Genomic DNA, 23561 nt, shown 5'->3' with positions numbered 1-23561 from the left:
GGAAAACGAAGGATTTTTCGCCTAAATATCTGAAATAATTGCGTAAAACTTTATGCCTCGCTCTGGCACGTTGCCTGCGGTGCTGTCCGCGAACGACGTCCCTTGCCCGAGGCCGCCCATGCAGAACGCGCTCTTCGTCGGAACCTCCGCCCAGGTCGCCCTGGCGCGCGAGCTCGACGTCATCGCCAACAACATGGCCAACGTCTCGACCACGGGCTTCAAGGCCCGCAGCGCCCGCTTCGAGGAATTCCTGAGCCCGACCGCCCGGGCCGACAGCTTCCCCATGCCCGACCGCCGGGTCTCTTACGTGATGGATACCGGCACGCCCCTCGACCTCTCGCAGGGGCCGATCGAGCCGGACGGCAACCCGCTGCACGTGGCGGTGAAGGGCGATGCCTTCCTGGTCGTGCAGACCAAGGACGGCACCCGCTACACCCGCAACGGCGCCCTGGAGATCGACGCCAAGGGCAACCTCGTCAATTCGGACGGCAACATCGTCCAAGGCGACAACGGCCCGATCGCCATCGGCCAGCAGGAGACGGGCATCGCCATCGCGCCGGACGGCACGATCTCGACGAATTTCGGGGTGCGCGGGCGCCTGCGCATGGTCCGCTTCCCCAACCCGCAGGCCCTGCGGAACGAAGGCGGCAACACCTATTCCTCCACGGGCCAGCCGCAGCCGGCGGGGCTCGAGGGGCGCCTGGAGACCGGCGCCCTGGAGCGCTCCAACGTGCGCCCGGTCATCGAGATGACCCGGCTCATGGACGTGAACCGCAGCTACGCGATGGTCTCGAACACGATCTCGCGCCTCGACGACCTGCGCGGCACGGCGATCCGTCGCCTCGCCGACGTCGCCTGACAAGGAGCCTGACCGATGCGCGCCCTCTACGCCGCCGCCACGGGCATGGCGGCCCAGGAACTCAACGTCCAGGTCATCTCGAACAACATCGCGAACCTGCGCACCACGGGCTACAAGCGCCAGCAGGTCCACTTCCAGGACCTGCTCTACCAGAACCTGCGCCGGTCCGGTTCCTCGACCTCCGACCAGAACACCATCCTGCCGGCGGGTCTCGCCCTCGGCTCGGGCGTGAAGACCACCTCGACCGCCCGGCAGATGTCGCAGGGGACTTTGACCTCCACGGAGAAGGACTACGACGTCGCCATCCGCGGCGAGGGCTTCTTCCGCATCACCCTCCCCGACGGACGCACCGCCTATAGCCGCGACGGCTCCTTCGATCTCGACGCGCAGGGCCGTCTCGTCACCCGCGACGGCTACCTGATCGATCCGGGCGTCACCGTCCCGAACAACGCGACCTCGGTCACGATCAGCGCCACGGGCGCGGTGCAGGCGACGCTGCCGGGCCAGACTGGCCCCGCCACCCTCGGCCAGTTCCAGCTCGCCCGCTTCGTCAACAAGGTCGGCCTCGAATCCATCGGCGACAACCTCTTCATCGAGACCGCGGCCTCGGGACCCGCCATCACCGGCTCGCCCGGCGCGGAGGGCTTCGGCAACCTGCAGCAGAGCTATCTCGAAGAGGCGAACGTGAACGCCGTCACCGAGATCTCGTCTCTGATCGCCGCGCAGCGCGCCTACGAGATGAACTCGAAGGTCGTGACCGCCGCCGACCAGATGCTGTCCACCACCTCCCAGATGTTCCGCAGCTGAAGCGGGCGCGCGCGATGTACGACCTCAAGCCGATCCGGACCGTGTCCCTCCCGAAGGCGGTGCCGCCGAGCCGGTCCGCCATCCTGCGCGCGCTGCTCCTCGTGGTGCTGCTCGCCGCCCTCTCCGTCCTTTCGGCGCCGCTCATGGCGAAGGAAGCGGCAAAGGACGCCGCGCCGCGCTTGCGCGGCGACGTCACCGCCTCGGGCGACGTGCTCAGCCTCGGGGAGCTCGTCGAAGGCGCACCCGCCGACATTGCCGGCCGGCCGCTGTTCCGTGCCCCGCCGCTGGGCGCCACGGGCACGATCCAGGCCCGGCGCATCGTCGAGGCGGCGGCCCATCTCGGCCTCGTGGTCGAGACCGGCGGCCGTGCCCAGATCAGCGTGCAGCGCGCCGCCCGCCGGGTCACCGGCCCGGAGATCGAGGCGGCTCTGAAGCGGGCCCTGGAGACCGGCTTCGGCCTCGACCCGCGGACGATCGCCGTGCGCCTCGACGGCGAGACCCCGGTCCTGCTCGCCCCCGTCGATCTCGACGGGCAGGCCAATGCCCTCGACGTGACCTACGATCCGCGCACGCGCCGGCTCGCCGGCCTGATCGTGCTCGGCGAGCGGCAGGCCTCCCTGCGCGTCTCCGGCCAGGCCCTGGAGATCCGCGAGGTGGCGGTGCTGATGCGCAGCCTCAACCGCGGCGAGACGATCGCGGCCGAGGATCTCACGATCGAGCGCCGCCCCCGCGAGGCCGTGCCGGCCGATGCCCAGGGCATCGCCGCCCCGGTGGCGGGCCAGGTCGCGCAGCGCAGCCTCTCCGCCGGGAGCATCCTGCGCTCGGGCGACGTCGCCCCGCCGGATCTCGTCGCCCGGGGCGATGCCGTCACCATCGTCTACGAGACGCCCGGCGTGGTGCTCTCCCTGCGCGGCATCGCCAACGAGGGCGGCCGTCTGGGCGCGACGATTTCCGTCGTCAACAGCGCCTCGAAGAAGGTGCTGCAGGCCGTGGTGACCGGCCCCGGCCGCGTCTCCGTCGGCCCGGCCCCGCTGCCCGGCCGCCAGGCGAGCGCCGCCCTCGGCGCCCCCGGCGTGAACTGATCCCGCTCCTCACGATCACGGCCCGTCCCATGACCGCCCGCCGCATCACCCCCGCCCGGCCCGCCGCCCTCGGCTTCGCCCTCCTCGCCTGCGCCGGCCTCGGCGCCTGCAACACGGTGGACCGCCTCTCGCAGGTCGGCGCCACACCGGCGCTCTCGGCGATCGAGGACCCGACCAGCCAGCCGGGCTACAAGCCCGTGCGGATGCCGATGCCCGACGTGCAGCCGGTCTCCTACGCACCGAATTCCCTATGGCGCACCGGCTCGCGGGCCTTCTTCAAGGACCAGCGCGCCGCCCGGATCGGCGACCTGCTCACCGTCAAGGTGAACGTCACCGACAAGGCCAACCTCAACAACGAGAGCAAGCGCTCGCGCGCCAACACCGAGTCCTTCGGCCTGCCCAATGCCTTCGGCTTCGAGAACAACGCCGCGGTCACCGCCGCCGGCATCACGCCGAAGAGCCTGCTGAACGCGACCTCGACCACCTCCAATGATGGCGCCGGCTCCGTGCAGCGGGCGGAGACGGTCTCGACCAACGTCGCCGCCGTGGTCACGCAGGTGCTGCCGAACGGCAACCTCGTGGTCGAGGGCAAGCAGGAGATCCGGATCAACTACGAGGTGCGCGAGCTGATCGTCGCCGGCGTGGTACGGCCGGAGGACATCGAGTCCGACAACACCATCGATTCCACGAAGATCGCCCAGGCCCGCATCGCCTATGGCGGACGCGGCCAGATCACCGACGTGCAGCAGCCGCGCTACGGCCAGCAGATCGTGGATATCCTGCTGCCCTTCTGAGGCGCGGCCCGCCCTGCCCTCTCCAGCGGGGGCTCGGCTCAGTGCTCGGTCCCCGGCCGGTTCGGCCGCGGCGGCCCGCCGTGGTTCTGCGTGAAGCTCGACCGCCGCGGATCGCCCTTCAGGCGGGCAACACGGCCGCGCTGCCAGATCGCGACGGCTGCGACGATGACAATCGTCGCGAGTGCGAGAACGAGGATCAAGACGTCGTTGGACATGGGCGAACCCTCCGAAAACTGCTTTCGGAGGAAGAACGTCCCGTCTCGATTGTTCCGAAACGTGAAGAGGCGCGTCCGGATCAGTCGTCGCGGTAGACCCGCTCGCGACGCTCGTGGCGCTCCTGGGCCTCGAGCGAGAGCGTGGCGATCGGGCGGGCATCGAGGCGCTTGAGGGAGATCGGCTCGCCGGTCTCCTCGCAATAGCCGTAGGAGCCGTCCTCGAGCCGCGCGAGGGCTGCGTCGATCTTGCTGGTCAGCTTGCGCTGGCGGTCGCGGGCGCGCAGTTCGATCGAACGGTCGGTTTCCGAGGAGGCGCGGTCGGCGAGATCGGGGTGGTTCTCGTTCTCGCTCTGCAACGTCGTCAGCGTATCCTGCGCTTCACGCAGGATCTCGTTCTTCCAACTCAACAGCTTGCGGCGAAAATATTCGCGCTGCCGTTCGTTCATGAAGGGCTCGTCTTCGGAGGGCACGTAGCCATCCTCGATCGTGACCTTCGCCATGCGTTGCCCCTCGCAACTCCTGCCGGTCTGCGGCGATTTCGGCAGGCGTATAATCGAGGTGGTAGTGCACCACAACGGATGGATCGCGTGCGATCTTCGGCGGGGCGACGAAGTCGCGGCGCTGCGGCAAACTCGCCACGGTCATTTCGGGAAGTTTGAGACTCAATGCTTTGAAAGAAATCGAAATTCTTTGCGATGACGAGCGCAAGCTTCGGGCAAGTCGCTCCCGAATGAAAACCCTGGCACGAAAGCTCCTGCCCGAGGCCCCTCCCCTCGCCGCGAGACCCGCCGAGGCAGGCCGGGCCCTACAAGCTATCGATCTTCCAATTCCCGCAGTGATTGTACGATCTCGTCGGTGACACGCCGGGCGAGGGTGTGCCGATAATGGGTCTGATCGAAGAACAGGGCCGGATCTTCGACGCCGGGACGCGGGCGCCGCCAATCGATCACGGCGCTGCGCGCGTGCCGCCGCGCCGCCGTGGCGATGGCGGCCTTGCAGGCGGCTTCCGCCTCGGCCCGCGCGCTGCCGGGGGGCGGGAGGGCTGCGGCATAGACCGGCGGGAAGACGAGAATCAGCGCCGTGCGCGCCGGTAGCGCCTCGACGAAGTCCCCGAAGCGCGCCGCGGCCGGGAAGGCGGGGCCGCCGCGCCCGGGGGCCGGGGTCGTGGGAGGGCGGATCTCCCGCTGCGCGTCCCAGGAGGGATTCGTGCCGAAGCCGAGATCGAGATAGTTCTGCTCGTAGTCCCACCAGCCGTCGGGCCGGGCGGTCTTGTGCCGCTTGCCGAGGAGCCAGCCGATCCGCCCGGCCACCTCCTGCGCCACGGGCCAGCGCAGGAGCCCGCGCAGATAGCTGCCGCGATCCGGTGCGAGCAACCAGAACGGGAACGGCTTCTCGTTGGTCAGCGCCGGATCGCCCGTGCACCAGTAATCGTCCGCCGCCACCACCAGCGCCCGCGGCGCGGGATGGTGCGCGAGGAACCAGCGCATCAGCGTCAGCTGCTCCAGCGGCCCGGTCGCCGGCACGGAGAGCTGGACGAAGGGGATGCCGCTGCCCTGCGCGAGACGCTCCGGCTCCACGAGCTGGATGTGGGAATTGCCGAAGACGGCTCCCGCGAAGGCGGGATCGCGTCCGCGCAGGGCGGAGGCGGTGCGGGGCCCCTGCGGCCGCACCGCGCCGGCCGAGAGCAGGGTCGAACGGCCGCTGTCGTAGGGATCGACCAGATAGGCCAGCGCCAAGTAGCCGGCGACGATCAGGACCAGGGTCGCGAGAAAGGTTCTCGCGAAGGCGGTCCAGCGTGCGGCGTCCGGCGGTGCGCTCATCGGATGCGACCGCCTCAGAACTGGAAGTAGATGAACTCGTAGTTCGCATCGTCCCCGATCTTCAGGAGCACGACGACGAACAGGAGCGCGAAGACGAGGGCGAGGCTCCGCCGGGGCGGCAACCGGTGCACGGCGGCCCAGGCGCTCGGGCCGATCAGGGCGACGGCCGCCGCGAAGGCGAGGGTGCGCCACTTGAAGCCGGCGCCCGCGGGTGCCAGTCCGAGCAGCCCCTTGTAGATCGTCACCGCCGCCTCGAAGCTCGCGGCGCGGAACAGCACCCAGGTGAAGATCACGAAGGCGGCGGTCAGCGCCCAGCCGACGAGTTGCGGCATCCGCCCGCCCGCCCGGCGCCAGAGCACGCCGGCCCCGAGGCCGAGGCCGTGGGCGGCGCCCCAGGCCACGAAGGTGAGGCCGGCCCCGTGCCAGAGGCCGCCCAGCGTCATGGTGGTGAAGAGGGCGCCGATCTGCAGGGCGAGGCCGCGCCGGTTTCCGCCGAAGGGGATGTAGAGGTAGTCGCGCAGGAAGCGCGACAGCGTCATGTGCCAGCGCCGCCAGAAATCCCGCAGGGAGGTGGCGCGGTAGGGCACGTCGAAGTTCTGCGGCAGCACCAGGCCGAACAGCAGCGCGATGCCGAGCGCCATGTCGGTGTAGCCGGAAAAGTCGAAATAGATCTGGAAGGTGAAGCCGAGCGTCGCCTGCCAGGCTTCGGCCGCGCTCACCGCCTTGCCGGCGGCCGCCGCCTGGAAGACCGGGTTCACATAGGCGGCGAGCGGGTCGCCGAGCAGCACCTTCTTGGCGAGGCCGATGGTCAGCAGCATCACGCCCCGCCCGATCCGCTCCGCCGCGTCCGGCCGCGCATAGGGGCGCTCGTCGAACTGGTGCATGATCTCGCTCCAGCGCACGAGCGGGCCGGCGAGAACCTGCGGGAAGAAGGCGATGTAGAGCGCGTATTTGGTGAGCCCGAAGCCCGGCGCACGGCCGGCCCTCAGGTCCGTCAGGTACATGATGTGGTGGAAGGTGAAGAAGGAGATGCCCAGCGGCAGGGCGAGGTCCAGCCGCGGCGCCGCCATGCCCGGGATCAGGTTCGCCAGATCGGCGAAGAAATCGAAGTACTTGAAGACTGCCAGCACCGCGAGGTTGCCGGCGATGGCCGCCGGCACGAGCCAGCCGGCGCCCGTGCGCAGGAAGGCGCGGGAGACGAGCCAGTTCACCCCGATCGAGGCGGCGAGCAGCGGCACGAAGCGCGGATCCCACCAGCCGTAGAACACGAAGGAGAGGAGGATGAGGAGCGGCAGCCGCCCCTCCGGCCGGTAGCGCTCGACGAGCGCGTGCGCGAGCAGCGCCGCGGGCAGGAAGGCCAGGAGGAAGACGAAGGAATTGAACAGCATCGACGCGTGATCGGGCCACCCGGAGCCGTCTCTCGCGCCCGGCCCTTCGCGCGGGCGCCCTTCTCGGCAATCCCGCCGCGGGCGTCAACGCCGCGGGCGCCGAGCCTCAATCCGACCGTGCGCAAACCGTAGGCGCGCACTTATCCACCGCCGGCGCGCCGCAACTGTCGCAATTCAGCAACAATCCATGGAATTGCATGGCTCCGTTGGAGGCGCCTCGAAGGAAAATCCAGTCATCGGGATTTTTAGGCAAAAGAGGCCAGGACCCTTTGCCCTGGCGCAATTATTGAATTCTCAGAATAACCGAGCCAGCGACAACCGGTGCTGGCAAAGGCGATATGCTGATCTGCCAGTCCCCGTCCGCTGACCCGTTCAAAAATAGACAATACAATCGGAGGACCGGGCAATGGCACTGCCAATCACATTCAACAACACCGTGTACCAGGCTGGGTTCTTCGGCACCGACGATGGCGGCGTGCCGACCAATGCCACGCGCAGCTTCCGGATCGACGACACCTACGACTTCCCGGTGACGCTCAACGGCACCGTGACCGACTCCAACAGCACGGTCACGCTCACCTACACCCTCCCCGGCAACACGACGCCGACGACGGAGACCCTGAAGGCAACCGGGCTCGATAACCCGAACCAGATCCTGTTCCTGGGCTCCAACGGCGTCCCCGGCAGCGCGAACGGCACCACCAACCGCTACGTCTTCTCCAACACCCAGATGTTCGGCAGTGGCAATCCGAACCGGACCACCTTCGCGGATGACGGCAACGGAACCGGCGGCGACTACGTCGTGCCCGTCTGCTTCACCACCGGCACCCTGATCCGCACCGCCCGCGGCGAGATCGCGGTCGAGGCCCTGCAGGTCGGCGACATGGCCGTGACCGCCTCCGGCGCGCTGCGTCCGATCACTTGGATCGGTCACCGTGAGCTGGGTGGCGCCGGCAAGGCCTTGTCCGACGATCAGCGGCCCGTGCGGGTGCGTGCCGACGCCTTCGGCCCCGGCCTGCCGGCCCGCGACCTCCGTCTCTCGCCCGGCCATCCTGTCCTCGTCGGCGCGGATGCCGATGGCGAAGGCGGCGTGCTCGTGCCGATCATGTGCCTGATCAACGGCACCACGATCGCCCGCATGCCCGCCGAGAGCGTGACCTACTGGCATGTCGAGCTCGACGCCCACGACATCCTCCTCGCGGAAGGGCTGCCGGCGGAGAGCTACATCGATGGTGGTGACCGCGCCTTCTTCGCGGAAGCCTCCGACCACGCGCTCCACAACCCGGACTTCGTGGCCCCGGGCTGGAACGGCCGCTGCCGCCCGGTCGCGGTGGACGGTGCGATCGTCGAGGCCGAGCGGGCACGGCTCGATCAGGTCTTTGCCCTCTCGCTGAGCCACCACGCCGCCTGGCCGACCGCCGCGCTGAGCGCCTTCTCGGCCTGATCCGTCACGCCGACCCGGCAGAACGTCTCGAGGGTGCGGAACGCGTTCCGCACCCTCTTTCGTGTCCGATGGAGGGCTGCGGCATCACTCCGCAGGAACGGCGTGACACCGCCTCAGAGCGAGCCTGGCGGACGCCGAATCGGGGCGCGCAGGGAGGGGCCTGCTCCGCTCTCGCAGAGAGAGACCGGATCAGACGCCCTGCGCCGCCTCGAGCTTGGCGAGTTCCACCGCCGCCCGCAGCTCGATCTCCGCCGTGAGCGCGTCGAGACGGGGATCGCCGCTTTCCGGGGCGCGCTCGGCCAGACGGCCGGCGATGGCCTGGAGGTCGCGCGCCGAGACGCGGCCGCCGAGCAGCGCCGCCTTGAGGCGATCGAGACCGTCGAGCAGGTCATGTCCGCGCTGGACCGAGCGGCGGCGGCGCTGTTCCGGCGTGTCGCTCTCCGCCTGGAGGGTGAGGATCGCGTCGAGCCCGGCGAGCATGCTGGGCTGGGCCGCGGCGGCCGCGGACCGGGCTTCGCCCGCCTCGGTGCCGCCTGCGAGCACGAATGTCCCGCCCGCGGTCTTGCGGCTGGCGGCCGAGCCGGCCGCGGCGATGGTGGGGCGGGTTTCGACGCGCATCAGGGATTCGGGACCGCCTCGCAGAGGGCCGGTGAAAGCCCGACCGACCATCGGCCCGCATGGTTAACCGGGCGTAAACGGCCCGGCAGGATCTGCCGCCCGCCCGGCAGGAACCGGCCCTGCCTCCCCGGCGAAACCAAGGCGACTTTCGTAAAAGTCGAGCAATCGCAGTTGCTTGGCGAAGAGGGCGGGCTGGCATGCTCCTGGCAACGCGATGGACCAGCGTTCGTCACCTCTTTTGGTTGCCATGGCTGCCTTCCGCGACGGCCCGTTTCCCCTCTCGATCCTGCGGCTCGCCGCCGGCGCGCTCCTGCTCTGGGGATTCGCCTGTGCCGATGCGTTCGCCCTGTCGCGGGTGAAGGACCTCGCCTCGATCGAGGGCGTGCGGCAGAACCAGCTCGTCGGCTACGGCATCGTCGTCGGCCTCAACGGCACCGGCGACACCCTCAACAACATCCCCTTCACCAAGCAGTCGCTCCAGGCGATGCTCGAGCGGCTCGGGGTCAATACGCGGGGCGCCACCATGCGCACGCAGAACCTCGCCGCGGTGATGGTGACGGCGAACCTTCCGCCCTTCTCCACCCAGGGCAACCGTATCGACGTCACCGTGTCCTCCCTCGGCGACGCCAAGTCGCTCCAGGGTGGCACCCTGCTGGTGACGCCCCTGCTCGGCGCCGACGGCGAGGTCTATGCCCTGGCCCAGGGCTCGGTCGCCATCGCCGGCTTCTCAGCCGAGGGCGACGCTGCCAAGATCACCCGCGGCGTGCCGACCAACGGGCGCATCTCCAACGGCGCCATGATTGAGCGCGAGGTCGCCTTCAAGCTCAACGACGCCCGTTCCCTGCGCCTGTCCCTGCGCAACCCGGATTTCACCACCTCGAAACGGATCGCGGCCGCGATCAACGACTTCATGGGCGCCGACACCGCCGAGCCGACCGACCCGGCCACCGTCACCCTGCAGATCCCGAACCGCTACCACGGCAACATGATCAAGCTGATCACGGAGGTGGAGCAGCTCAAGGTGGAGCCCGATCAGACCGCGCGCGTCGTGGTCGACGAGCGCTCCGGTATCATCGTGATGGGCCGCGACGTTCGCGTCTCCACGGTGGCGATCGCGCAGGGCAACCTCACGGTCACGATCACCGAGCAACCGCAGGTGAGTCAGCCCGCCCCGCTCTCGAACGGCCAGACCGTGGTCGTGCCGCGCACCGGCGTGAAGGTCGATACCGGCGACGGCAACAAGCTCGCCCTCGTGAAGGAGGGCGTGACCCTGCGCGAGCTCGTCGACGGGCTCAACGCGCTCGGCGTCGGCCCCCGCGACCTGATCTCGATCCTTCAGGCGATCAAGACGGCCGGGGCGCTCCAGGCCGATATCGAGCTGATGTAACGGAGGAGGAGAGACATGCTCCCGCTCGCAACCTTCGCGGCCTCGGCGGCCGTCGGCGTCGGCAAGTCCATCGTCAACGCCCTCGCCAGCGACAATTCCAAGACGCTCTCCGACGCCGCCAAGACGGCCTCCGAGACCAAGGCGCGCAAGACCGCCAACGACTTCGAATCGATGTTTCTCGAGAACAGCATGGAGGAACTGACGAAGTCCGAGGGCACCGAGGGGCCGCTGGGCGAGAACGGCACCGGCGGCGGCGTGTGGCGTTCGATGCTCAGCAAGGAATATGCGGGCTCGATCGTGAAGAGCGGCGGCGTCGGCATCGCCGACCAAGTCTATCGCGAGATCCTCAAGCTGCAGGAGGCGGGCAATGGCGGCAAGTGACGGCAGGCCGGAAACCGGGCCCCTGCGCATCCTCGACCGCGCCACCGCGGAAGCCTTCGTGGCGGATCTGACCACCACGATGCGGGAGCTCGAAGGCGTGCTCGTCCGGGAGAGCGAAGGTGTTCGCGCCGGCCGCCTGCGGGAAGCGCTGGCGGATTCCCCGCGCAAGACGATGCTCTCGGCGGCCTACATGACCGGGCTGGAGGCGGCCAAAGCCAATGCCATCGCCCTGGCCCGCTTTGCGCCGGCGAGCATCGAGGCGCTGAAGAGCGCCCATCGCCACTTCATGGAGGTGGTGGAGACCAACCAGGCGGTGCTCGCCACGGCCCGCAGCGTCTCGGAAGGGCTCGTGAAGACGCTCGCCGAGGAGATCGGCCGCACCCGCACGCCGACGCTCTACGGCAAGCCCTCCACCGCTCCCTCCCCCTACGGGCGCGGCCCCGCCCGCAACGGTCCGCTGGTGCTCTCGCGGAGCCTGTGACGCCTCACGCCCCCGCCGCCTCGAGAAAGCCCTCGACCATGCCGCGATAGCCGGCGCCGAACAGGCGCAGATGCACCAGGGCCGGCCAGAGTTTGTAGAGGGGAGCGCGCTCGGCAAAGCCCGGCTCGGCCGGGCCGTAGGCGGCGCGGAAGGCGGGTCCCGGGCGGCCGAACAGATCGAGCATGGCGAGATCGACCTCGGCATGGCCGTAAGAGCAGGCCGGATCGATCAGCCCCGAGACGCGGTCGCCGTCGAGGAGCACGTTCCCGCTCCAGAGATCCCCGTGCAGCAGCGCCGGGCGCGGCCTCTCCGGTAGACGTCCGGACAGGGAGGCGGCGAGCCGGTCGATGCGCCGGCCGAGATCCGCCGGGATGTGCGGCAGGTGGCAGAGCAGGCGGCGCTCGGCCCAGAAGGCCGGCCAATCCTCCGACCAGCCATTGGCGATGGTCACGGGGCCGAAGGCGAAATCCCGCTCCCAGCCGTAGCGCGGCCCCGTCGCCCCGTGCAGGCGCGCGACCGCCGCGCCCAGGGCCGCGTCGGCGCCACTTGCCCGACCGGTCGCCAGCACGTCGAGCACGAGCACGCTCTCGTCGACGGCGAGCACCTGCGGCGCGGGCGCGCCGCTCGCGCGGATCGCCTCCAGCATCCGGGCTTCCTCGCGGGGATCGGGGCCGCCCTTGACGATGGCTTGCCGCCCATCCTCCAGCGTGATCGCGACGAGGCACGACAGATCCCCGCCCGAGAGCGGCCGCGCCTGATGCAGCGCGCCGCCGAGCAGGGCCGCGCCGGCCTCCGCGAGGCCGCTCATCCCTTCGCGAGCCGGGCCGCCAGGGCGCGGGCGCCCGCGGTCACGTCGGCCCAGGTCGTGTCGAAGCCGGAATCCGCGCCGTAATAGGGGTCGGCCACCGCCTCGCCACGCCGGCCGGGCACGTGGTCGAGGAGCAGGGACAGCTCGGCGCCCTCGGCCGGGCGCAGGCGGCGCAGGGCGGCGAGATTGTCCGGATCGAGCGCCACCACGTGGGTGAAGCGCGCGAAATCCTCCCGGGAGGCCTGCCGCGCGCGATAGCCGGAGATGTCGACGCCGTGGCGGAGCGCCACGGCCTGCGCACGGCGGTCGGGCGGCTCGCCGACATGCCAGGCGCCGGTGCCCGCGGAATCGACCTCCACGTCGAGGCCGATGAGCCCGGCCTCCTGCCGGAAGGCCGCCTCGGCCAGGGGCGAGCGGCAGATATTGCCGAGGCAGACGAAGAGGATGGCGGGCTTGCGCGCGCTCACGCGGGCGTCCCCACCGGCCGGGTCGCCGCGTCGAGCCAGGCGCGGGTCTCGGCATCGAGATCGGGCGATAGGGCCTCGCGGACCCGCGCTTGATAGGCGTCGAGCCAGGCCGCATCCGCCGGGCCGAGCAGCGCCGGCTCGACGAGGCGCAGGTCGATCGGCGCGAGGGTCAGGGTCTCGAAGCCGAGCATCGGCCGCTCGCCCCCGGGCAGCGCGCGGGGCTCGACCAGGATCAGGTTCTCGATGCGGATGCCGTAGGCGCCGGCCTTGTAGTAGCCGGGCTCGTTCGAGAGGATCATCCCCGCCTGCAGGGCGACGGTGCCGACCTTGGCGATCCGCTGCGGCCCCTCATGCACCGAGAGGAAGGCGCCGACGCCGTGGCCCGTGCCGTGGTCGTAGTCGAACCCCGCCTCCCACAGGCTCGCCCGGGCGAAGGCATCGATCTGCGTGCCGGTCGTGCCCTTGGGGAAGACGGCCCGGGCGATGGCGATATGACCCTTCAGTACCCGGGTGAAGCGGTCGCGCATCTCGACGCTCGGCGTCCCGATCGCGACCGTGCGGGTCACGTCGGTGGTTCCGTCGAGATATTGCGCCCCGGAATCGATCAGGAAGAGCTCGCCCGGCCCCAGCCGGCGGTCGGTGGCGCGGGTGACGCGGTAATGCACGATGGCGCCGTTCGGTCCCGAGCCCGAGATCGTCGGAAAGGAGACCTCGCGCAGCAGACCGCCCTCCGCCCGGAAATCCTCCAGCGCCTCCACCGCCGCGATCTCGGTGAGGCCGTTGGCGCCTTCCCGGTCGAGCCAGGCGAGGAAGCGGGTGAGCGCCACGCCGTCCCGATGATGGGCGGCGCGGGTGCCGGCGATCTCGGCCGGGTTCTTCACCGCCTTCATCAGGGTGATCGGATCGGCGCCGAGATCGGCGACGCCGCCGGCCGCCTCGATGCGGTTCTTCAGCGCCACGGCGCCGGTCGCCGTGTCGAGCCGGACCCGGGCCGCCCCCGCGGCGAGCGCGAACAGCGCCGGTTCGAAATCTGCCCGCCCCGCCAGGGTGGCGTGGGGCGTGAGCGCCGCGCGCAGATCCGGGTCGATCTCGCGCGAGGCGAGATAGAGGCCGGCCAGCCCCTCCCGCTTCACGATGGCGTAGCCGAGCGCCAGGGGCGTGTGCGCCACGTCCGCGCCGCGCAGGTTGAAGGTCCAGGCGAGGTTGTGCGGATCGGAGATCACGAGGGCGTCGACCTCGGCCTCGGCGAGGGCCGCGCGCACCCGCGCGAGCTTGTCCGCCACGCTCTCGCCGGCGATCTCCGCCGGGTGACTCACGACGGGGCCGCCGGGCGGTTTCGGCCGGCCGGCCCAGACCGCGTCGACGAGATTCGCATCGAGGGGCTTGAGGCTGCCGCCGGCCTTGGCCGCGGCCCGTTCCAGCCGGGCCACGCCGTCCGGCGTGTGCAGCCAGGGATCGTATCCGAGCACCTGCCCCTTGCCGAGATTCTCGCCGAGCCAGGCCTCCGCCGTCTTCTCGGCGAGCGGCACCACCGTGATCACCCCGGTATCGACCTGCTCCGGCGCCTGCAGCGTGTAGCGGCCATCGACCACCAGGGCGGCCTTGTCGGCCAGGATCACCGCCGTTCCGGCCGAGCCGGTGAAGCCGGTCAGCCAGGCGAGGCGCTCGGCATGGGCGGGCACGTATTCGGATTGGTGCTCGTCCGCCCGCGGCACCACGAAGCCGTCGATGCCGGATTCCCGCAGGGCGGAGCGCAGGGCTTCGATGCGCTCGGATCCCTTGGCATGGCTCGGATCCTCGAAGGACTGGAAGCGCGGGCGTTGGCTCGTCATGGCCAGAGGGTTACGCCGCGCCCCGGGCGGCGTCTACCGGCCCATCGCCTGGCGCTGGATCGCGTTCAAACGATCGGTCGGGGCGCCGCGCCGCCCCGGCGCAGGACCAGGGTCGCCCAGCCCTCGATCAGGCCGTGGCGCACGAGGTGGAAGCCGCGGTGGCGGTAGGTGGAGAGCACGCCGGGCACGTCGCGCTCGATCAGGCCGGAGAGGATCAGCACGCCGTCATCGGCCACCACGGCGGTGAGCGAGGGCGCGAGGCGCTTCAGGGGCCGGGCCAGGATGTTGGCGAAGACGATGTCGAAGCGGCGCGGCCGGTTGGCCAGGGCGTGGCGCACCCCCGGCCCTTCGTAGAGCCGCAGGAAGGGGGTGAGCCCGTTGAGCCGGGCATTGCCCTTGGCGGTCCAGACCGCCTCCGGGTCGAGATCGCCGGCGAGCACCGGTGCGCGCAGAGCCTTGGCCGCGGCGAAAGCGAGAATGCCGGTGCCGGTGCCGACATCGAGCACATGGGCCGGCCGGCCGCGTTTCAGCTCGTCGACCAGGGCACGGAGGCAGCCGAGGGTGGTGCCGTGATGGCCGGTGCCGAAGGCGAGGGCCGCCTCGATCTCGATCGGCAGATCGTTCGGCCGGATTTTTTCCCGGTCATGGGCGCCGTGCACGAGGAAGCGGCCGGCCCGCACGGGCTTCAGCCCCTCCAGGGAGGCGCGGACCCAGTCCTGCTGGTCGATCGTCTCGAACACCGCCTCGTCCGCGGCGTCACCGACGATCGGCCGGATCAGGTCGCGGATGATCTCTTCGTCGGGCGCTTCGGAGAAATAGGCCTCCAGCCTCCAGGTCTGCCCGTCCTCCGCCTCGAAGGCGGCGACCGCCGTCTCCGTCGGGTCGAAGACCTCGCCGAGGAGGTCCGTCATCGAGCGGGCCGCGGCCTCGTGGGTGAGGAGGCGCAGCAGGTGGGTGGGGCGGTGGGGCGGCAGGCCTTCGAGCATGGCGCGGGCTTTAGCACCGGCCGGCCCGGACCGCCACGCATTCCAGAATCCGGCGCGGGAACGCCCGCCGGGCTGGCAGATTGTACAATCGCTAGGCGAAATCCCGCCGGATGGAACGAATGGCCAAGCTTCGCGTTCTGGCCGTCGCTTCCCCTTGCGGGCGACGCCGCAGAGTCCGTTGCGTGTGATGACAACAAGAAAAGATCTCAGGAAACGCAGTCCCATCGTGCTCCCTCGCGATCCCGCATCGCGGAAGGGGCGGAGGCGTCCATCCCGGTTCGACCTGACCGCGCCGGAGGCGCAGGATCCGCCGATGCCCGGCGAGATGCTGGTCCTGCTCAGCCGCCTCCACCGCTCCGAGCGCGGCTCGGGCCAGGAGGGCGGTGGGCCGCAGACCCTGTGAGGAACGCCTTTCCGCCTGGAAGCGTCGTTCCCGTTCGGCTATAACGCATCTCTCCGGAGGCGCGGGTGGTCCTGCCTTTGCGCCGCTCCGGAGCATGCGCGCGTGCGGCGGGTGCGGACGGGCGGAAGGAGAAGTCATGATCTCGACCAGACGTGGGTGGCTCGCGGGGCTGCTCGGCGCCGCCCTCCTCCTCGGCACGCCGGCCGGGATGTCGGCGGCACGGGCGGCCGATGCGCCGGTCGTGGTCTTCGCCGCCGCAAGCCTCAAGAACGCCCTCGACGAGGCTTTGGCCGCCTGGGGCAAGGAGACGGGCAAGCAGGCCCGGGTCTCCTATGCCGGCTCCAACGTGCTCGCGAAGCAGATCGAGGCGGGCGCCCCGGCCGACCTGTTCTTCTCCGCCGACATCGCCTGGATGGATTACGCCGAGAAGGCGGGCACCCTCCGCGCCGGCTCCCGCAGCGACGTGCTGCGCAACGCCCTTGTGCTCGCGGCACCGAAGGATTCGTCCGCCAAGGTGGAGATTGGCCCGGGCTTCGACCTCGCCGGCGCGCTCGGCGGCGGGCGCTTGGCCATGGCCAACGTCGAAGCGGTGCCCGCCGGCAAGTACGGCAAGGCGGCTCTGGAGAAGCTCGGCGCCTGGAACGGCGTGAAGGACAAGGTCGCCCAGGCCGACAACGTGCGGGCGGCCCTGCTCCTGGTCTCCCGCGGCGAGGCGCCCCTCGGCATCGTCTACGCGACGGATGCCGTCTCCGACCCGGCGGTGAAGATCGTCGGCACCTTCCCGGCCGACAGCCACCCGCCGATCGTCTATCCCCTGGCGGTGACCAAGGATTCCAAGAACCCCGACGCGGAGGCCCTGGTCGGCTATCTCAAGAGCCCGGCCGCCCGGCCCTTCTTCGAGCGCCAGGGCTTCACCGTGATCGGCGAAGAGAAGAAGTCCTGACGCCCCGGCGACCGGACGCCCACCTTTGGACGCTTTCGGCCTCACGCCGGACGAGTGGACGGCGGTCGCCCTAAGCCTGAGGGTGGCCGCTCTCGCGACCCTGTGCAGCCTGATCCCGGGCTTGTTCGTCGCCTGGCTGCTGGCCCGGCGGCGCTTTCCCGGCCACGGGCTCCTCGACGGGCTCGTGCATCTGCCGCTCATCCTGCCGCCGGTGGTGACGGGCTATCTTCTACTCATCGCCTTCGGGCGGAAGGGCTTCCTCGGCGCGCCCCTCTCCGAGATCGGCATCGTCTTCGCCTTCCGCTGGACCGGGGCGGCGCTCGCCTGCGCCGTGATGGGCTTCCCGCTGATGGTGCGGGCCATGCGCCTGTCGATCGAGGCGGTGGACCGGAAGATGGAACAGGCGGCGGCCACCCTCGGCGCCGGGCCGGCCGCCGTCTTCCTCACGGTGACGCTGCCGCTCAGCCTGCCGGGCATCCTCGCGGGGGCGGTGCTCGCCTTCGCCAAGGCGATGGGCGAGTTCGGCGCCACCATCACCTTCGTCTCGAACATCCCCGGCGAGACGCAGACCCTGCCCTCGGCGATCTACACCCTCACCCAGGTGCCCGGCGGCGAGGCCGGCGCCCTGCGCCTCACCCTGATCTCGGTCGCCGTCTCCATGTTCGCCCTGATGCTGTCGGAGCTCCTGGCCCGCCGCCTCGGGCGCAGGCTCTCCGCCTGATGCTACGCATAGGCGTAGGCTCCGCCCCGCTCCAGCGCGCGGGCATAGGCCGGGCGGGCATGGATGCGCGCGAGCCAGTCCGTGATGCGCGGGCCCGCGCCGGTGCCGCGGGCGGCGAAGGCTTCGAGGGGGAAGCTCATCTGGATGTCGGCGGCGGAAAAGTCCTGCCCGCAGAACCACGGCCCCTCCGCGAGCGCCTGCTCCCAGTAGGCGGCATGGCGGCGCAGGTCCGGATCGACGAAGCGGGCCAGGACGCGGTCGGCGACGCGGCGCACCAGGGGCCGCACCAGGGCCGGACTGCCCGGGGCGAGGCGGGCGAAGACGAGCTTCAGCAGCAGCGGCGGCATGGCCGAGCCCTCCGCGTAATGCAGCCAGTAGGCGTAGGCCCGCCGCGCCGCGCTGCCCGCCTCCGGCACCAGGGCGCCCCCGCAGCGCCCGGTGAGGTATTCGACGATCGCGCCCGATTCCGCGACCGTGACGTCACCGTCCGTGATCACGGGCGACTTGCCGAGGGGATGGACCGCCCGCAGCTCGGGCGGGGCCAGCATGGTCTCGGGATCGCGGGCATAGCGCTTGACCTCGTAGGCCAGGCCCAGTTCCTCCAGGAGCCAGAGCACGCGCTGGGAGCGGCTGTTCTCGAGATGATGGACGGTGATCAACGGGCGGGCTCCTGTGCATTCCCCGCCGACAACGCCGCTGCGCCGGATCGGAGCCCGCTCTCGTGACGATCGCGGTCGATGTCGCCTTGCGCCGCGGCGCCTTCGCCCTGGAAACCCGCTTCGCGGCGGGCAGCGGGCTCACGGCCCTGTTCGGCCGCTCCGGCTCGGGCAAGACCACGCTGATCGACCTGATCGCCGGCCTCTCCCGGCCGGATCGCGGGCGCATCACCCTCGACGGCCATACCCTGGTCGACACGGAGCAGGGGCTGTTCGTGCCGGTGCATCGCCGCCGGATCGCCTGCGTCTTCCAGGAGGCGCGGCTGCTGCCGCATCTCAGCGTGCGGCAGAATCTCGGCTTCGGCCGCTGGTTCGCCCGGCGCCGGGCCGAGCAGCTCGCGGAGGCCGACGTGGTCGAGCTCCTCGGCATCGGCCATCTGCTCGACCGGCGCCCGGCCGGGCTCTCCGGGGGCGAGCGCCAGCGCGTGGCGATCGGCCGGGCCCTGCTCAGCCGCCCGCGCCTCCTGCTGATGGACGAGCCGCTCTCGGCGCTGGACGAGGCGAGGAAGCGGGAGATCCTGCCCTGCCTCGAGCGGCTGCGGGACGAGGCCGGCCTGCCGATCGTCTATGTCAGCCATTCGGTGGCCGAGGTCGCCCGCCTCGCCACCACCGTGGTGATGCTGGACGGGGGCAGGGTCGCGGGCCAGGGGCCGGCCGATGCCGTCCTGCGCCGCTTCGACCTGGTGCCCGACGAGGCGGGCGCCGTGCTGACCCTGACCGTTGCGGCGCACGACGCGGCGACAGGCCTGACGCGGCTCTCGGGCGAGGCCGGGCAGCTCTCGGTGCCGCTGCTCGCCCTGCCCGCCGGCCGCTCCGTGCGCGTGCGCCTGCCGGCGCGGGACGTGCTCGTCGCGACGCGGATCCCGGAGGGGCTGAGCGCGCGCAACGTGCTGGCGGGCCGGATCGCGAGCCTCACCGAGGCGGGGTCGGGCGCCCTGGTCGAGATCGATTGCAACGGCACGCCTGTGCCCGCCCGGCTCACCGCCGCCTCGGCACGCGACCTCGGGCTCGTGGTCGGGCTGCCGGTTTACGCGGTGGTCAAGAGCGTCGCCGTCGATCCCGCCGGTCTCGGCGCCGGCGCGGCGGGGCGGATCGAGATCTGAGGCCGTTCAGAGCCGCCCGTCGAGGAAGTCCCGCAGGAGCAGATGGGCGATCGCCATCGGCTGGGGGGCGAAGATCCCCTCCGGATGCGTGCGGGCGAACAGAGTCGCGAGCTCGGCCCGGTCGACCCAGCGGGCATCGGCGAGCTCGGCCGGATCGATGATGAGATCGCGGCTCTCGGCCTCGGCCACGCAGCCGATCATCAGCGAGGAGGGGAACGGCCAGGGCTGGCAGGCATGATAGCGCACGGCGCCGATGCGGATGCCGGTCTCCTCGGCGGTCTCTCGGCGGACCGCGTCCTCGATGGTCTCGCCGGGTTCGAGGAAGCCGGCGAGGCAGGAATACATGCCCTCCGGGAAGTGGGGGCCGCGGCCGATCAGGCAGCGATCCCCGTCGCGGATCAGCATGATCACGACCGGGTCGGTGCGGGGGAAATGGTGCGTCCCGCAGTTCGGGCATTCCCGGCGGAACCCGGCGGCCCTGATCTCCGTCGGCGTCCCGCAATTGGCGCAGAAGCCGTGGCGCGCATGCCAGCTCAGCAGGGATTTCGCGGTGGCGAGCAGGCCGAGCTCGTGGGGCTCGACGCTGCCCTCGACCGCGAGCCAGCGCAGGTCGCTCGTGCGGAAATCCGGCTCCGGGAAGGAGGCGGTGGCCTCCGCCGGGAGCGAAGCGGCGAAGACCGGCCTTTCGTCGAGCGTGCCGAGGAAGACGTCGATGGCGCGTCCGGCCGCGGCCCGCCTCTGGGCGGGGCCGAGCAGGCAGGTCTCCGGTCTCCCCGCGCGCAGCAGCACGTCCCCGCCGACCAGCAGCACGTGCAGGCTGTCGGGCGCTTCGGGATCGGGGAGAGGCAGATGCTCGCGCTCCGCGGAATGGCGGATCAGGCGGCTCGTCGCGAAGCCGAGGGCGTCCCGCCCGCTCCCCGACCCGTTCATTGGGCGGCGAAGAGCCCGGCGGCGCGCTCAATCAGCTGGGCACGGGCATGGGGCTGGTAGGGCATGCGCTCGCCCATGCCCCAGACCGGGTTCGGCCAGGCGGGATCGGAATGGAAGCGGCCGATCACGTGGACATGGAGCTGCGGCACGACGTTGCCGAGGGCGGCCACGTTCACCTTGTCGGGCTTGGAGAGCAGCTTCATCACCGAGACGGCGATGCGGATCTCGGCCATGAGCGCGCCGGCATCCTCCGTCGAGAGATCGGTGATCTCGGTCACCGCCGCCCGGCGCGGCACCAGGATCAGCCAGGGAAAGCGCGCGTCGTCCCGCAGCAGGACCGAGCACAGGCTCAAATCGCCCACCGGAGTGGTCTCGGCGGCGAGGCGGAAGTCCAGATCGAAGGCATCGCTCATGGGGGAGCGATGTAGGGCAGGAACGCGGCTTCTGCGAGCCGGGACGTGAGAGCCTTCCGCAGTTGTGAAACGCCGCTTTACGGTCCACATGGGAGGTGGCGCCGCGTCTCCTGGCGCCGTTCCCGGCCGGCCTTGAACCGGCGCAGAGGACGAGGTCCATTCCCCCATGTTCATCCAGACCGAAGCCACCCCCAATCCCGCGACGCTGAAGTTCCTGCCCGGCCGCGTCGTGCTGCCCGAGGCCACCTTCGAGGCCAAGGATGCCGAGAGCGCCGAGCGCTCGCCCCTGGCCAGCGCCCTGTTCGCCATTCCCGGCGTGAGCGGCGTGTATTTCGGCCACGACTTCATCTCCGTCACCAAGGCGGACGGCGTGAGCGAGTGGCCGCAGGTGAAGCCGGCGGTGCTCGGCGCGATCATGGAGCATTTCCAGTCCGGTGCCCCGGTCCTGGCCGAGGGCGCGGTGCTCGATTCGCCCCACGGCGAGGAGTTCTACGACGAGGCGGACCACGACACGGTCGTGACCATCAAGGATCTGCTCGAAACCCGGGTGCGCCCGGCGGTGGCGAGCGATGGCGGCGACATCACCTTCCGCGGCTTCCGCGACGGCATCGTCTACCTGGAGATGAAGGGCGCCTGCTCCGGCTGCCCCTCTTCCACCGCCACCCTGCGCCAGGGCGTGCAGAACCTCTTCCGCCACTTCCTGCCGAGCGTGCGGGAAGTGCAGGCGGTGTAACCGCCGTCCGCGCGACGACCCCGCTGCTGCCGTCATCGCGAGGCGGCAGCACGTATCCAGAGGCCGGGTCAGGCGCTCCGGCGCGAAACCAGCAGTGCTGCCCCGCTCGTGAGGGCGCCGAACAGGCAGGTGCCGGCCCAGCCCCAAGCGGCGTAGGCGGCCCCGCCGATCCCGGCGCCGAGCGCGCCTCTGGCCAGCATCGTCGCCATGAACACCGTGTTGAGGCGGCTGCGCGCGCTCGGGTCGAGGGCGTAGACCCGCGCTTGGTTGGCGACCTGCGAGGACTGCACCGCGAGATCCATCACTAGAATGCCGGCGACTAGGCCGACGAGGGAGTTCCGCCAGAGCCCGAACAGGACGAAGGCGAGGAGCACGATCCCGGCGCCGGCGGAGACGACGATTGCCGGCCCCCTGCGATCCGCGAAGCCGCCGGCGAGCGGCGCGGCGAGGGCGCCGACGACGCCAACCAGCGCCAGCAGGCCGACCGCGGTTCCCCCCATGAGGTAGGGCGGCGCGATCAGCAGCAGGGCGAGGTTGGACCAGAAGGCCATGAAGGCCGCGAAGATCAGGAACTGGACGGCGACCGCCTGCCGGAGGACGCGATGCGTCCGGACCAGCGTCCAGAGCGAGCCGATCAGGCGCGGATAGCTCAGGTCGGTCGTCGGGGTTGCGCGGGGCAGCCACAGGGCGAGCGCTCCGCCGACCGCCACCATGAGCCCGGCGGCAAACCAAAGGACGCAGCGCCAGCCCCAGAGATCCGCGATCGTGCCGCTGACCGTCCGCGCCAGCAGGATGCCGATCAGGATGCCGCCGGTCACCATGCCGAGGACGCGCCCGCTTTCCGCAGCCGGGGCCAGATGCACGGCGAGCGGCACGATCTGCTGCGCGACGGTGGCGAACAATCCGATGGCAAGGCTCGCTGCCGCGAGCCAAGCGAAACCCGGCGCGAGCGCCCCGCCGATCAGTGCCGCCACCAGGGCGGCGATGGTGGCGAGGATCAGGGCGCGGCGTTCCAGCCGGTCGCCGAGGGGCGCCAGGAACAGCACGCCGAGGGCGTTGCCGCCCTGCGTCAGCACCGGGACCAGAGCGGCCGTGCCGGAGGCGAGCCCGAATTCCACGGTGAGATGACCGAGGAAGGCCTGGTTATAGTAGCTGTTGGCCACCGCCGCGCCGGCCCCCAAGGCGAGGAGGCGGATCAGGGCGGCTGACAGGATCTCGGAGCGGAGGGCGTTCGTCTGCATGCCCGGTAGACAGGCGATCCGCCGCCCATCGCGCAAACCATCCCTGGTCCCCGACGGTTTAGTTCAGCTAAACTCGGGCCATGACGTCCCCGGTCTCGTTCGGCGCCCTGCGCAGCTTCGTCGAAGTGGGGCGCCGGGGCAGCATCAAGGGCGCCGCGGAGGCGCTCAACGTGACGCCGGGCGCGGTCAGCCAGCAGATCAAGGCATTGGAGACGCGCTTCGGCGTGCTGCTTCTCGAACGCGGCCATCGCCGGGTGACGCTCTCGGCCCATGGCCGGCGCCTCCTCGGCGAGATCGCGTCGAGCTTCGAGCTGATCGACGCCGCCGTGCAGCTTTTCGAGCATCGCCGGCCGGGACCAAGCTCCCTGGTCGTCAGCACCACGCCCTCCTTCGCCGCCTGCTGGCTCACGCCACGCCTCGGCGGGTTCGCCGCCCGGCATCCGCGCATCGAGATCCGCATCGAGACCTCGGTGCAGCTGGCGGATCTCGCTGGCGACCGGGTCGACATAGCGATCCGGCACGGCTCCGGGGATTATCCCGGCCTCGACACGGCTCTGCTGGCCTCGCCGCGCCTGGTGGCGATCGGGGCTCCGGCCCTGCTGCGGGACGGATCCCTGCCGAACCTGGCCGCCTGCCTGGACTACCCGCTGCTTCAGGACCGCGACCGCGCCGACTGGTCCACATGGCTCGAAGCGCAGGGGGCAAAGCCTGGCCGCGCCGCAGCCCGAGGGCCGAGCTATGCCGACGACGCCCTGCTGATCCAGGCCGCCATCGCGGGCCAGGGCCTGGCCGTCGTGCGGGACGTCTACGCGGCCCGGGCGCTCGGAGCGGGAAGCATCCTGCGCGCCTTTCCCGCCTCCGTGGCGACGACAGTGGCCTATTACGTCGTCACCCGGCCCGACCGGACCCGGATCTCCCGCATCGCCGCCTTCCGAGACTGGATCCTGGCGGAAGCGGCGGCCGTGACTTGAAGCCACCACGCGGTCGAG

The 23561-nt window shown here is 70.9% G+C and carries 26 protein-coding genes; 13 read left to right on the top strand and 13 right to left on the bottom strand.

Features of this window, described 5'->3' with window-relative positions; all coding sequences use genetic code 11:
* Positions 1-118: 118 nt before the first annotated feature.
* From flgF to flgH, 4 genes are read left to right on the top strand one after another with little or no spacing between them, the layout of a single operon-like run.
* Positions 119-859, top strand: a complete 741-nt coding sequence (gene flgF, locus MMB17_RS14070) for a flagellar basal-body rod protein FlgF (RefSeq protein ID WP_241099205.1) — start codon at positions 119-121, stop codon at positions 857-859.
* A gap of 15 nt (positions 860-874) precedes the next feature.
* Positions 875-1666, top strand: a complete 792-nt coding sequence (flgG, locus tag MMB17_RS14065) for a flagellar basal-body rod protein FlgG (RefSeq protein WP_238312463.1) — start codon at positions 875-877, stop codon at positions 1664-1666.
* Positions 1667-1680: 14 nt separating this feature from the next.
* Positions 1681-2748 (top strand): flagellar basal body P-ring formation chaperone FlgA, encoded by a 1068-nt coding sequence (gene flgA, locus MMB17_RS14060; RefSeq protein WP_241099204.1) that lies wholly within the window; start codon positions 1681-1683, stop codon positions 2746-2748.
* A gap of 29 nt (positions 2749-2777) precedes the next feature.
* Positions 2778-3542 (top strand): flagellar basal body L-ring protein FlgH, encoded by a 765-nt coding sequence (gene flgH, locus MMB17_RS14055; RefSeq protein ID WP_241099202.1) that lies wholly within the window; start codon positions 2778-2780, stop codon positions 3540-3542.
* 38 nt (positions 3543-3580) lie between these two features.
* On the opposite strand, the gene MMB17_RS14050 is transcribed toward flgH, so the two are convergent.
* The 4 genes from MMB17_RS14050 to MMB17_RS14035 all read right to left on the bottom strand — a co-directional run bounded on the left by MMB17_RS14050 (position 3581) and on the right by MMB17_RS14035 (position 6965).
* Positions 3581-3757: a hypothetical protein gene (locus MMB17_RS14050; protein ID WP_241099201.1), complete on the bottom strand. Its 177-nt coding sequence runs from the start codon at positions 3755-3757 to the stop codon at positions 3581-3583.
* An 80-nt stretch (positions 3758-3837) separates the two neighbouring features.
* A complete protein-coding gene (gene dksA, locus MMB17_RS14045; RefSeq protein WP_238312467.1) occupies positions 3838-4257 on the bottom strand; it encodes an RNA polymerase-binding protein DksA in 420 nt (139 codons plus the stop codon).
* A gap of 312 nt (positions 4258-4569) precedes the next feature.
* Positions 4570-5577 carry a hypothetical protein gene (locus tag MMB17_RS14040; protein WP_241099199.1) on the bottom strand — a complete coding sequence of 336 codons (1008 nt, stop codon included), beginning with the start codon at positions 5575-5577 and terminating at the stop codon, positions 4570-4572.
* A gap of 14 nt (positions 5578-5591) precedes the next feature.
* Positions 5592-6965: an MBOAT family O-acyltransferase gene (locus tag MMB17_RS14035; RefSeq protein ID WP_241099198.1), complete on the bottom strand. Its 1374-nt coding sequence runs from the start codon at positions 6963-6965 to the stop codon at positions 5592-5594.
* A 406-nt stretch (positions 6966-7371) separates the two neighbouring features.
* Between MMB17_RS14035 and MMB17_RS14030 the strand changes: the two genes are divergently transcribed.
* Positions 7372-8409 carry a Hint domain-containing protein gene (locus MMB17_RS14030; RefSeq protein WP_238312470.1) on the top strand — a complete coding sequence of 346 codons (1038 nt, stop codon included), beginning with the start codon at positions 7372-7374 and terminating at the stop codon, positions 8407-8409.
* A 189-nt stretch (positions 8410-8598) separates the two neighbouring features.
* Here MMB17_RS14030 and MMB17_RS14025 read toward each other — a convergent pair whose 3' ends face one another.
* Positions 8599-9027: a flagellar assembly protein FliX gene (locus MMB17_RS14025; RefSeq protein ID WP_241099197.1), complete on the bottom strand. Its 429-nt coding sequence runs from the start codon at positions 9025-9027 to the stop codon at positions 8599-8601.
* A gap of 247 nt (positions 9028-9274) precedes the next feature.
* On the opposite strand from MMB17_RS14025, the gene MMB17_RS14020 reads away from it, so the two are divergent.
* The 3 genes from MMB17_RS14020 to MMB17_RS14010 are packed head-to-tail and all read left to right on the top strand — an operon-like array spanning position 9275 to position 11276.
* A complete protein-coding gene (locus MMB17_RS14020) occupies positions 9275-10414 on the top strand; it encodes a flagellar basal body P-ring protein FlgI (protein ID WP_238312472.1) in 1140 nt (379 codons plus the stop codon).
* A gap of 15 nt (positions 10415-10429) precedes the next feature.
* Positions 10430-10795, top strand: coding sequence for a rod-binding protein (locus MMB17_RS14015; RefSeq protein ID WP_238312473.1), 366 nt, complete (start codon positions 10430-10432; stop codon positions 10793-10795).
* A complete protein-coding gene (locus tag MMB17_RS14010) occupies positions 10782-11276 on the top strand; it encodes a hypothetical protein (RefSeq protein ID WP_241099196.1) in 495 nt (164 codons plus the stop codon). Before MMB17_RS14015 ends, MMB17_RS14010 begins: the two co-directional genes overlap by 14 nt.
* Before the next feature lie 4 nt (positions 11277-11280).
* Here MMB17_RS14010 and MMB17_RS14005 read toward each other — a convergent pair whose 3' ends face one another.
* From MMB17_RS14005 to MMB17_RS13990, 4 genes are all read right to left on the bottom strand, one after another.
* Positions 11281-12084: a fructosamine kinase family protein gene (locus MMB17_RS14005; protein WP_241099195.1), complete on the bottom strand. Its 804-nt coding sequence runs from the start codon at positions 12082-12084 to the stop codon at positions 11281-11283.
* A complete protein-coding gene (locus MMB17_RS14000) occupies positions 12081-12551 on the bottom strand; it encodes a low molecular weight protein-tyrosine-phosphatase (protein ID WP_241099194.1) in 471 nt (156 codons plus the stop codon). Before MMB17_RS14000 ends, MMB17_RS14005 begins: the two co-directional genes overlap by 4 nt.
* Entirely contained in the window at positions 12548-14383 is a 1836-nt protein-coding gene (locus MMB17_RS13995; protein WP_241099193.1) for an aminopeptidase P family protein, read from the bottom strand. Before MMB17_RS13995 ends, MMB17_RS14000 begins: the two co-directional genes overlap by 4 nt.
* Before the next feature lie 65 nt (positions 14384-14448).
* Positions 14449-15369: a 50S ribosomal protein L11 methyltransferase gene (locus MMB17_RS13990; RefSeq protein ID WP_238312478.1), complete on the bottom strand. Its 921-nt coding sequence runs from the start codon at positions 15367-15369 to the stop codon at positions 14449-14451.
* 539 nt (positions 15370-15908) lie between these two features.
* Between MMB17_RS13990 and modA the strand changes: the two genes are divergently transcribed.
* Positions 15909-16715, top strand: coding sequence for a molybdate ABC transporter substrate-binding protein (modA, locus tag MMB17_RS13985; RefSeq protein ID WP_241099192.1), 807 nt, complete (start codon positions 15909-15911; stop codon positions 16713-16715).
* Positions 16716-16740: 25 nt separating this feature from the next.
* Positions 16741-17436 carry a molybdate ABC transporter permease subunit gene (gene modB, locus MMB17_RS13980; protein WP_241099191.1) on the top strand — a complete coding sequence of 232 codons (696 nt, stop codon included), beginning with the start codon at positions 16741-16743 and terminating at the stop codon, positions 17434-17436.
* Positions 17437-17438: 2 nt separating this feature from the next.
* On the opposite strand, the gene MMB17_RS13975 is transcribed toward modB, so the two are convergent.
* Positions 17439-18095, bottom strand: coding sequence for a glutathione S-transferase (locus MMB17_RS13975; RefSeq protein ID WP_241099190.1), 657 nt, complete (start codon positions 18093-18095; stop codon positions 17439-17441).
* Between the two features lie 62 nt (positions 18096-18157).
* Between MMB17_RS13975 and modC the strand changes: the two genes are divergently transcribed.
* On the top strand, positions 18158-19255 hold the full coding sequence (gene modC, locus MMB17_RS13970) for a molybdenum ABC transporter ATP-binding protein (protein ID WP_241099188.1): 1098 nt from the start codon (positions 18158-18160) through the stop codon (positions 19253-19255).
* Positions 19256-19261: 6 nt separating this feature from the next.
* Here modC and nudC read toward each other — a convergent pair whose 3' ends face one another.
* Complete coding sequence (nudC, locus tag MMB17_RS13965; RefSeq protein WP_241099187.1) at positions 19262-20185, bottom strand: NAD(+) diphosphatase; 924 nt, start codon at positions 20183-20185, stop codon at positions 19262-19264.
* On the bottom strand, positions 20182-20598 hold the full coding sequence (locus tag MMB17_RS13960; protein ID WP_241099186.1) for an HIT domain-containing protein: 417 nt from the start codon (positions 20596-20598) through the stop codon (positions 20182-20184). Before MMB17_RS13960 ends, nudC begins: the two co-directional genes overlap by 4 nt.
* Positions 20599-20764: 166 nt before the next feature.
* Between MMB17_RS13960 and MMB17_RS13955 the strand changes: the two genes are divergently transcribed.
* Entirely contained in the window at positions 20765-21331 is a 567-nt protein-coding gene (locus MMB17_RS13955; RefSeq protein WP_238312485.1) for a NifU family protein, read from the top strand.
* A 68-nt stretch (positions 21332-21399) separates the two neighbouring features.
* On the opposite strand, the gene MMB17_RS13950 is transcribed toward MMB17_RS13955, so the two are convergent.
* On the bottom strand, positions 21400-22572 hold the full coding sequence (locus MMB17_RS13950) for an MFS transporter (protein ID WP_241099185.1): 1173 nt from the start codon (positions 22570-22572) through the stop codon (positions 21400-21402).
* A gap of 80 nt (positions 22573-22652) precedes the next feature.
* Here MMB17_RS13950 and MMB17_RS13945 point away from each other — a divergent pair, with 80 nt between their 5' ends.
* A complete protein-coding gene (locus MMB17_RS13945) occupies positions 22653-23543 on the top strand; it encodes a LysR substrate-binding domain-containing protein (protein WP_238312487.1) in 891 nt (296 codons plus the stop codon).
* Positions 23544-23561 lie beyond the last annotated feature (18 nt).

The sequence above is a fragment of the Methylobacterium organophilum genome (genome assembly GCF_022533465.1).
Lineage (GTDB): Bacteria > Pseudomonadota > Alphaproteobacteria > Rhizobiales > Beijerinckiaceae > Methylobacterium > Methylobacterium organophilum.
The sequence above is the reverse complement of the archived record's forward strand: the minus strand, read 5'-3'. Positions and strand labels throughout refer to the sequence as shown.

Excerpts from the sequence above, each read along its gene's own strand:
- flgF (WP_241099205.1), top strand. The coding sequence starts at position 119 with ATGCAGAACGCGCTCTTCGTCGGAACCTCCGCCCAGGTCGCCCTGGCG.
- flgG (WP_238312463.1), top strand. The coding sequence starts at position 875 with ATGCGCGCCCTCTACGCCGCCGCCACGGGCATGGCGGCCCAGGAACTC.
- flgA (WP_241099204.1), top strand. The coding sequence starts at position 1,681 with ATGTACGACCTCAAGCCGATCCGGACCGTGTCCCTCCCGAAGGCGGTG.
- flgH (WP_241099202.1), top strand. The coding sequence starts at position 2,778 with ATGACCGCCCGCCGCATCACCCCCGCCCGGCCCGCCGCCCTCGGCTTC.
- MMB17_RS14050 (WP_241099201.1), bottom strand. The coding sequence starts at position 3,757 with ATGTCCAACGACGTCTTGATCCTCGTTCTCGCACTCGCGACGATTGTC.
- dksA (WP_238312467.1), bottom strand. The coding sequence starts at position 4,257 with ATGGCGAAGGTCACGATCGAGGATGGCTACGTGCCCTCCGAAGACGAG.
- MMB17_RS14040 (WP_241099199.1), bottom strand. The coding sequence starts at position 5,577 with ATGAGCGCACCGCCGGACGCCGCACGCTGGACCGCCTTCGCGAGAACC.
- MMB17_RS14035 (WP_241099198.1), bottom strand. The coding sequence starts at position 6,965 with ATGCTGTTCAATTCCTTCGTCTTCCTCCTGGCCTTCCTGCCCGCGGCG.
- MMB17_RS14030 (WP_238312470.1), top strand. The coding sequence starts at position 7,372 with ATGGCACTGCCAATCACATTCAACAACACCGTGTACCAGGCTGGGTTC.
- MMB17_RS14025 (WP_241099197.1), bottom strand. The coding sequence starts at position 9,027 with ATGCGCGTCGAAACCCGCCCCACCATCGCCGCGGCCGGCTCGGCCGCC.
- MMB17_RS14020 (WP_238312472.1), top strand. The coding sequence starts at position 9,275 with ATGGCTGCCTTCCGCGACGGCCCGTTTCCCCTCTCGATCCTGCGGCTC.
- MMB17_RS14015 (WP_238312473.1), top strand. The coding sequence starts at position 10,430 with ATGCTCCCGCTCGCAACCTTCGCGGCCTCGGCGGCCGTCGGCGTCGGC.
- MMB17_RS14010 (WP_241099196.1), top strand. The coding sequence starts at position 10,782 with ATGGCGGCAAGTGACGGCAGGCCGGAAACCGGGCCCCTGCGCATCCTC.
- MMB17_RS14005 (WP_241099195.1), bottom strand. The coding sequence starts at position 12,084 with ATGAGCGGCCTCGCGGAGGCCGGCGCGGCCCTGCTCGGCGGCGCGCTG.
- MMB17_RS13995 (WP_241099193.1), bottom strand. The coding sequence starts at position 14,383 with ATGACGAGCCAACGCCCGCGCTTCCAGTCCTTCGAGGATCCGAGCCAT.
- MMB17_RS13990 (WP_238312478.1), bottom strand. The coding sequence starts at position 15,369 with ATGCTCGAAGGCCTGCCGCCCCACCGCCCCACCCACCTGCTGCGCCTC.
- modA (WP_241099192.1), top strand. The coding sequence starts at position 15,909 with ATGATCTCGACCAGACGTGGGTGGCTCGCGGGGCTGCTCGGCGCCGCC.
- nudC (WP_241099187.1), bottom strand. The coding sequence starts at position 20,185 with ATGAACGGGTCGGGGAGCGGGCGGGACGCCCTCGGCTTCGCGACGAGC.
- MMB17_RS13960 (WP_241099186.1), bottom strand. The coding sequence starts at position 20,598 with ATGAGCGATGCCTTCGATCTGGACTTCCGCCTCGCCGCCGAGACCACT.
- MMB17_RS13955 (WP_238312485.1), top strand. The coding sequence starts at position 20,765 with ATGTTCATCCAGACCGAAGCCACCCCCAATCCCGCGACGCTGAAGTTC.
- MMB17_RS13950 (WP_241099185.1), bottom strand. The coding sequence starts at position 22,572 with ATGCAGACGAACGCCCTCCGCTCCGAGATCCTGTCAGCCGCCCTGATC.
- MMB17_RS13945 (WP_238312487.1), top strand. The coding sequence starts at position 22,653 with ATGACGTCCCCGGTCTCGTTCGGCGCCCTGCGCAGCTTCGTCGAAGTG.